At 66.3% G+C, this 7,917-nt stretch carries 7 protein-coding genes; 6 read left to right on the top strand and 1 reads right to left on the bottom strand.

Going from position 1 to position 7,917, the window contains the following annotated elements; all coding sequences use genetic code 11:
• Positions 1-2,228: hypothetical protein (locus tag VDP82_RS10850; protein WP_323014864.1), on the bottom strand; the 2,228-nt coding region annotated here is incomplete at its 3' end.
• A 357-nt stretch (positions 2,229-2,585) separates the two neighbouring features.
• Between VDP82_RS10850 and VDP82_RS10845 the strand changes: the two genes are divergently transcribed.
• The 6 genes from VDP82_RS10845 to VDP82_RS18055 form a co-directional block, all read left to right on the top strand.
• Positions 2,586-2,978, top strand: coding sequence for an Hpt domain-containing protein (locus VDP82_RS10845; RefSeq protein WP_323014863.1), 393 nt, complete (start codon positions 2,586-2,588; stop codon positions 2,976-2,978).
• Between the two features lie 95 nt (positions 2,979-3,073).
• Complete coding sequence (locus VDP82_RS10840; protein WP_323014862.1) at positions 3,074-4,675, top strand: peptide chain release factor 3; 1,602 nt, start codon at positions 3,074-3,076, stop codon at positions 4,673-4,675.
• Positions 4,672-5,841 carry an SAM-dependent methyltransferase gene (locus VDP82_RS10835; RefSeq protein WP_323014861.1) on the top strand — a complete coding sequence of 390 codons (1,170 nt, stop codon included), beginning with the start codon at positions 4,672-4,674 and terminating at the stop codon, positions 5,839-5,841. The genes VDP82_RS10840 and VDP82_RS10835 overlap by 4 nt, the downstream gene beginning before the upstream one ends.
• A 70-nt stretch (positions 5,842-5,911) precedes the next feature.
• Positions 5,912-6,232 carry a 2Fe-2S iron-sulfur cluster-binding protein gene (locus tag VDP82_RS10830; protein WP_323014860.1) on the top strand — a complete coding sequence of 107 codons (321 nt, stop codon included), beginning with the start codon at positions 5,912-5,914 and terminating at the stop codon, positions 6,230-6,232.
• Between the two features lie 183 nt (positions 6,233-6,415).
• Positions 6,416-7,822, top strand: coding sequence for a siroheme synthase CysG (cysG, locus tag VDP82_RS10825; protein WP_323014859.1), 1,407 nt, complete (start codon positions 6,416-6,418; stop codon positions 7,820-7,822).
• A gap of 2 nt (positions 7,823-7,824) precedes the next feature.
• A partial coding sequence (locus tag VDP82_RS18055; protein ID WP_416347099.1) for a DUF2849 domain-containing protein occupies positions 7,825-7,917 on the top strand: 93 nt, incomplete at its 3' end.

Genomic DNA, 7,917 nt, shown 5'->3' with positions numbered 1-7,917 from the left:
TGTTCCTCGATCTGGCTGGTGAGCGCGTCGGTGCGGCCGGAAAGCTCGCTGGCGAGCATATCGGTGCGTTCCGCGAGCTGGCTGGTGAGGGCGGTGGTGCGCTCGTCGATGCGGCTCGACAGGGTGTCGGTGCGCTCGTCGAGCTGGCTGGCCAGCGTACCGGTGCGCGCGTCGATCTCCAGCGAGAGGGCGGCGGTCTTTTCCGAAAGCGTGTCGGCAAGCTGGCGGGTGCGGGTTTCGAGCACGGTGTCGAAGCCGGCGCTGGTGCCGGCCAGCGACTGGTTCAGCTCGGCGCCGCGCTGGCGGATGGTCTCGTCCAGCGCGCGGGTGCGCTCGTCCAGCGCCTCGGCGATGATGCCGGCATGGCCTTCGAGCGAGTCGGAGATTTCGCGGGTGCGGTTGGTGAGGCTTTCGGTGATGGCCTTGGTGCGCGCGCCGAGCACTTCGCCCAACTCACGGGTGCGCTCGGCCACCACGTCGTTGAAGCGGCCCGATTCCTCGTTGAGCGCCATTTCCAGCACATTGGCGCGGGCGGCAAAGCTGACCCCATGCTCTTCAAGGCGGGAAATGAGCGAATCGCCCTTGTCGCCGATGACATCGTCGAGCGTGTGCAGGCGAGAATCCAGAATGGAGGCGATCTCGGTGAGGCGGGCATCGAACTGGCTGAGCGAATCCTGGCCGGCGCCGGCCAGGGTGACGCGGGCGCGCTCGGTGGTTTCGTCCAGCGCGCCATTGATCTCGATGACCGCCGATTGCAGGCGGCTGTCCATGGCGTTGAGCTGGATGGAGACCGATTCATCGAGCTGCCGGCCCAGGGCGCTGAGCAGCACCTCGGCCTCGCGCGAGCGGGCCGAAATATCCTCGGCGATGCGCTGGCCGATCATGTCGAGCCCGCCGGTGACCTCGTGGCCGCGTTCGCGCAACTGCTCGAGCAGGCTCGCGCCGCCATCGGTGAGCAGGCCCGAAAGGGCGGAGGTGCGCTCGTCCAGCGCCTGGGTCAGTTCCTCGCCGCGCGAGGCGATGAGGCCGGCAATGGACTGGGTGCGCTCATCGAACGAACCAGCAAGGGCGGCGGTGCGCTCGGCGATGAGGCCGGTGCGCGTGTCAATGGCGTCGGCGATGGACTGGGCATGGGTGTCGAGCGCATCGGTGAGCGCGGCGATGCGGCTTTCGACGCCGGCATTGAGCTGGTTGCTGCGCTCGTCCAGCGTGCGGGCGACGGCGCCGGCGTGATCCTCGAAGCCCAGCGAGAGGCGTCCGGCGCTGTCATCGAGCGCGGCGATGAGGTCCACGGTGCGGTTGTCGACCAGCGAGACGAAATTCTCGGTGCGCTCGCTGAACGAGCCCGTAAGGGTGTTGCCGGCGGTTTCGAGCGCGCGGGTGAGGTTGCCGCCGCTTTCCACGATGGTGCCCGCGATGCGCTGGCTGATCATGTCGAGATCGAAGACCAGGCCGGTATGGCTCTCGGTGATCGCCTCGCGCACACGCTCGGTATTGGTGAGCACGCTTTCGCGCTGGCTGGCCAATTCGGCGATGAGGGCGCGCATGCGCGATTCATTATCCGAATAGGTGCGCTCGAGCGCGGTGACCTCGTTGTGGATCATCACTTCCAGCTCGCCCGCGCGGCTGAGGGCGCGTTCGAGCCCATCGCCCAGGGCATTGACCTCGCGGCGCACGGCCTGGCCCACGGAAGCCACCTTGTCGGCGGCGGTGACTTCGGGCTCGGCCAGGCGCATGGCGGCCTGGGTGATGGAGGAGGCGGCGTTGCGCAAATCCTGCGCGCGGCGAATGAGGGTGGCGACGGCGAAAAAGCCCAAAACGGGCAGGAAGAGGACGGCGACGAGGCCGACGAAATCGAGCGTGCCGACGAACTGGCCGAAATTGGCCAGTTGCGGCCCGAAGCGCAGCCAGGCCACGGAGCCGGCGACGGCGAGCCAGGCGAGCGAGGCCAGCAGGGCGACCCAGGTGGGGGCGGAAGAGGAGCGGTTTTGCAGATTGTAGAGAATGCGCGAGGAGGGGAAGCGGTCGTCATTGGCGACGCTGCCGGCCTGCTGGGCGATCTTGTCGGCGGCGCGCAGGCGCTCGGAACGCGCGCTTTCCTGCGGCTTCTTCTCCTGCGGCTGGGTCGCGGCGCTGTCGAGGCTGAAAACCGATTCCTTGAGCGCATCCTCGACGGCCGAAAAGGCCAGCGCGGCCGGATCATTCTGGGGGGTCGGGTTCTTCGCCATACTCTTTACAACTCTTGCGTCGGCTTATCAGCAACAAGGCGGCCTGGGAGAGTCGTCATGCCATGAGGCCCCTTTCCGGGCCGCATGCCAAATGGAAACAATTCGATGCAATTGCCCCGCATCGTCCCCCAACCCTCGCCGCCGCGCGCTGGTTCAAAGCCCATTAATACATTCAATTTTATGCAAACCGAACGCTTTCTTACCCAAAGGTTAATTTTTTGGGGAGAAGCGTTAACCGATAAGCCCCCGAACAAAGGCAAAGATGTGGCTTAAGGAGCTGTTCACCCGACCATTTTAGGGTGAAAGCATGGCGGGGGCGCGCAAGGCCCCGCCCATCAGCGCGAAGGAGCGGCCAGGATGGCGCAGCGGTCAATGGCGGTCGAACCGCAGGTTCAGCTTTCCCAGCCCAGCCCGCAGCGGCCCATCGACAGGGTACACCTGGCCCGCCAATGCCTGGGCGACGCGCATCTGGAAGAAGAAATCCTGCGCCTGTTCGACACCACCATCGCCACCTATTTCGACCGGCTGAAGCTGGCCGAGAGCTTTGACGACCTGGCGGCGAACCTGCATGCCATCAAGGGGGCATCGGTGGGGGTAGGGGCGGCGGGCGTGGCGGCGCTGGCAAGGGGCATGGAAGCCGAGCTGCGCGCCGGCCGGCCGCTCAGGATGGAGCATATCCACGACCTGGGCATGGCCGTGGAGGAAGTGCGCGGCTTCATCGCCCGGTTCCTGGCCGAAGCCGAGGACTGAGTGTATTTGACCCCCGTGGGGGCAGCTCTTATATAGCGCGCAGATAATGACGCGCCGTTCGGTCCTGCCTGCGGCCCCAGCATGCAGCAGATTCCATGAGCCATTCGAGTGCCGCCGAGGTTTCGCCCCGGGCCAATGCCGAACCGTTCCGCACCCGCCGCACCTTCGCGATCATCTCGCACCCGGACGCGGGCAAGACCACGCTGACCGAGCGCCTGCTGGCGGCGGCCGGCGCCATCCAGTCGGCCGGCGCGGTGCGCGGCAAGGCCGGGCAGCGCTCGACGCGCTCGGACTGGATGGAAATGGAGCAGCAGCGCGGCATCTCCATCACCTCCTCGGTGATGACCTTCGATTATGACGGGCTGACGCTCAACCTGCTCGACACGCCCGGCCACTCGGACTTCTCGGAAGACACCTATCGCACGCTGACGGCGGTGGACGCGGCCATCATGGTGATCGACGCGGCCAAGGGCATCGAGGCGCAGACGCTGAAGCTGTTCGAGGTGTGCCGGCTGCGCGACATCCCCATCATCACCTTCATCAACAAGATCGACCGCGAGGGGCAGAGCCCGCTCGAGCTGATCGACGAAATCCAGGACAAGCTGGCGCTGGACCTCACCCCCGTGCTCTGGCCCATCGGGCAGGGGGTGGATTTTCACGGCTATATCGACCTCGTTGAAAAGCGCGTGCTCAATCCGCAGGGCAAGCCCATCGCCGAATTCGATTCCATCGAGGACCTGCTGGACGTCGACAGCCTGGTGGAGGACCCGGTGTTCCTCACCGCGCTCGAAACGCTGGAGCTGGCGCGGGCGATGCTGCCGGCATTCGACCTGCCTACCTTCCATGCCGGACATCTGAGCCCGGTGCTGTTCGGCTCGGCGCTCAAGGGCATCAGCATCGCCGAACTTCTGCGCACGCTGGGCGAATGGGGGCCGGAGCCGCGCCCGCAGCCGGCCATTCCGGCGCCAATCGATCCGGCCGACAAGAAGGTCACCGGGTTCGTCTTCAAGGTGCAGGCCAATATGGACGCCAACCACCGCGACCGCATTGCCTTCGTGCGGCTGTGCTCAGGCAAGTTCACCCGCGGCATGCGCCTGAAAAATGTGCGCTCGGGCAAGGACATGGCGGTTTCCAACCCGATGTTCTTTTTCGGCAATAATCGCGAGCTGGCCGAAGACGCGGTGGCGGGCGATATTGTCGGCATTCCCAATCACGGTACGCTGTCGGTGGGCGATACGCTGACCGAGGGGGCCAATATCAATGTGACCGGCATTCCCAATTTCGCCCCCGAAATCATCCGCCGCGTGCGGCTGACCGATCACCTCAAGACCAAGCAGATGGCCAAGGCGCTGACCGACCTTTCCGAAGAAGGCGTGACGCAGGTGTTTCGCCGCATGGTGGGCGCCGACTGGATCGTGGGCGTGGTCGGCCAGCTCCAGCTCGAAGTGCTTTCGGCGCGCGTCGCCAAGGAATATGGCGTGCCCATTACCTTCGAGAGCCTCAATTACGAGGTGGCGCGCTGGGTGGAAAGCGACGAGCCCAAGGAGCTGGAGCGCTTCATCGCCGCCCAGAAGATGAACATGGCTGAGGACCGCAGCGGCGCGCCGGTGTTCCTGGCGCAAAACGCCTGGTGGGCCGACCGGGCCAAGCAGGACTTCCCCAAGATCCGGTTCCTGACCACCAAGGAGCGGCATTGACCTCCGCCGAACGCATCGAAGACTTTCTCGCGGCGGTGAAGACCGCCTTTGCCGAGGGCGCGCTGATCCGGCTCAAGCTGGGCGGCTATCATGGCGCCGAGGCCGAGCTGCGCGGCGTCGAGATCAAGAAGATCACGGTGAAGGGTGGGGACAAATTTTCCTTCACCTATCGCTACAAGACGCGCGACATCATCAAGAATTTCATCCAGCCCGAAGCCATCGGCCTGCTGCGCAAGGGGCTGGCCGAAGAGTTCCGCAGCGCGCGGCTCGAAGCCATCGGCTTCGATCTCACCTTCGAGCGCAATGGCGAGAAGGTGCGGCTCAAGCGCGTCGAGGCGGAAGGGCGGCAGGCGCCATCGGGCGGGCATGACCGGGCCAAGAACCGCCCGCTGGCCGGAAGCGACAAGCCGTGGCTACAGGCGCTGGGTCTTGTCGGCAAGGATGGCGCGGTGCGCAATGACGCGCAGGATAAGTTCCGCCAGATCAACAGGATGGTGGAAATCTTTGCGCCCCTGATTCAGGCGCTTCATGCACAGAATCCGCTGATCGTGGATATGGGCGCAGGCAAGGGATATCTGGATTTCGCGCTTTACGACTATCTCGCCGGCGTTGGGCGGCAGGCCGAGATCGTCGGTGTCGAAATGCGCAGGGGGCTGGTGGAAGAGGGCAACCGCATAGCCGCCGCCTCGGGCTTTTCGGGGCTGCGCTTTGCCGAGGGAACGATCCTCGATTTCGACGCCAGCGGGGCCGATGCGGTGATCGCGCTGCATGCCTGCGACACGGCGACCGACGACGCCATCTTTCAGGGCATCAAGGCGGGGGCGCAGCTGATCGCGGTGGCGCCCTGCTGCCACAAGCAGGTGCGCCGGCAGATGCAGGCGGGCAGCGCCGATGGGCGGCTCGATTTCCTGTTGCGGCACGGCACGTTCCTGGAAAAGCAGGCGGAAATGGTAACGGATGGGTTACGTGCCTTGCTGCTGGAAGCGAATGGCTATCGCACCAAGGTGTTCGAGTTCGTCTCGGATGCGCACACGCCCAAGAACAATCTGATCGTGGCGCAAAAGGGCGGGGCGGGGCCACGCGAGGCGGCGCTGGCGCGGATCGAAGAGGTCAAGGCGCTGTTCGGCATCGAGCGGCATTACCTGGAGGGCCTGCTGGGACCTTGAGTCGCGGCGGGCTTTCTAAGCGGCAAGCGAGCGACTATATCGGGGGCAAACAGCAAGCCCAGAAAGCCCCATGACCAAGATTACCTTCGTGCAGCCGGACGGCTCTTCCATCGACACCGAGGGGGAGAACGGCGCCACCGTGATGGAAACCGCCATCATGAACGCCATTCCCGGCATCGTGGCCGAATGCGGCGGCGCCTGCACCTGCGCCACCTGCCATGTCTATGTCGACGACGCCTGGGCAGACACGGTCGGCGGGCCCTCCTCGATGGAGGAGGACATGCTCGATTTCGCCTTCGACGTCCGGGAAAACAGCCGTCTCTCCTGCCAGATCAGGGTCAAGGACGAGCTGGACGGGCTGGTGGTGCATGTGCCGACGCGGCAGGGCTAGCGCGGAGGGCGCCCGCCGAAGCGAATTTTTCGGCCTGGGGCGCGGGGGTGGATTGATTTGGCGGCGGCGGGGGTAGGCCGGGCTGGTGCGTTCCATTGAAGGCGCTTAGAGGGAAATATAAAAGCTATTGAATTTCAATGGCTTGCGGGCCGACTTGGCTATGCGGTATTTTTACCGCCTGTCATGGTCGGGGTTCGCATGAGTTACCTCAACACATTTCCGGTGAGCTACAAGGTTCGCGGCAAGCGCGTCCTCATTGTCGGGGGCGGGGCCGAGGCGCTCAACAAGGCGCGGCTGCTGGCCAAGACCACGGCGGCGGTGATGGTGGTGTCGCGCCGGATCGAGGCCGATTTTTCCGGGCTCGAGGTGAGCCTTGCCGAACGGCCGCTGCATGGCGGCGATCTCGACGGGGCGGCGCTGGTCTTCGTGGCCGAAACGGGAGCCGATGCCGAACTTGCCAAGGCCGAGGCGCGGCGGCGGGGCATTCCGCTCAATGTGGTGGACGTGCCGGCGGAATGCGATTTCTACACCCCCTCCATCGTCGAGCGGGCGCCGCTGACGGTGGCCATCTCCACCGAGGGCGACGCGCCGGTGCTGGCGCGGCTGGTGCGGGCGCGGATCGAGGCCATGCTGGCCCCCGGCCTGGGGAAAATCGCCAGCCTGGCCGGGGGCTTGCGGCAGACGGCTGAGAGCCTGATTCACGACGGGGCGCAAAGGCGGCGCTTTTACGAGGCGCTGGTGACGTCGCCCTCCATTGCCGATGCGGTGGCGCGCGGCGAGGGGCTTGCGGCGGGTGAAAAGCTGCTGGCCCACCATGCCGGCGGGCAGGGCGAGGGCGCGGTGTGGCTGATTGGGGCCGGGCCGGGCGCCGAGGACCTGCTGACCCTGCGGGCGCAAAGGCTGTTGCAGGAAGCCGATGTGATCGTCCACGACCAGCTGGTGCCGGCCGGCGTGTTGGAGATGGGCAGGCGCGACGCCGAGCGCATCGATGTGGGCAAGGCCAAGGGCCATCACAGCTTTTCGCAGGCGCAGATCAATACGCTGATCGTGCGGCTGGCGCGACAAGGCAAGCGCGTGGCGCGGCTCAAGGCGGGCGACCCGATGGTGCTGGGCCGGGCCGGCGAGGAAATCGCGGCGCTGCGCCGGGCCGGGGTGGATTATCAGATCGTGCCGGGGGTGAGCGCGGCGCTGGCCGCGGCAGCCGAAACGGCCACGCCGGTGACGCTGCGCAAGGTGTCGAGCGGGCTGGTGCTGGCCACGGCGCATGGCGCGGACAATGGCGAGCTGGCCCATTGGGCGGCGCTGGCCCAGGCCGGGCTGACGCTGGCGCTCTATATGGGCAAGTCGATCGCCGCCGAGGTGGCGACGCGGCTGATCGGGCAGGGCGCCCCGGCCGGCCTGCCGGTGGGCATCGCCGTCAATGCCGGGCGGGTCGGGGCCAGCCATTATGCCGGTACGCTGGGCGCGCTGGCCGGTGGCGCGGCCGATTTCGCCGATGGCCCGGCGGTCATCCTTATCGGGGAAGCGGTGGCGGCAGGCGACTGGGCCGAGGCGCGGCCGCTGGCGGCCGAGCGGGCGAAGGTGGCGTGAGCATGGAGATTCTCACCGGCAATGAGCTGATTTCGGGCGGCACGGTCTATCTCGATGCAACGGGCCGATGGGTCGAGGATTTGCAGGCGGCCCGG

Origin of the sequence: Devosia sp., from assembly GCF_034675085.1 — a bacterium.
In the GTDB taxonomy this organism is placed as follows: Bacteria; Pseudomonadota; Alphaproteobacteria; order Rhizobiales; family Devosiaceae; genus Devosia.
Note: the sequence above shows the minus strand (reverse complement) of the source record. Positions and strands in the feature narration are given on the sequence as shown.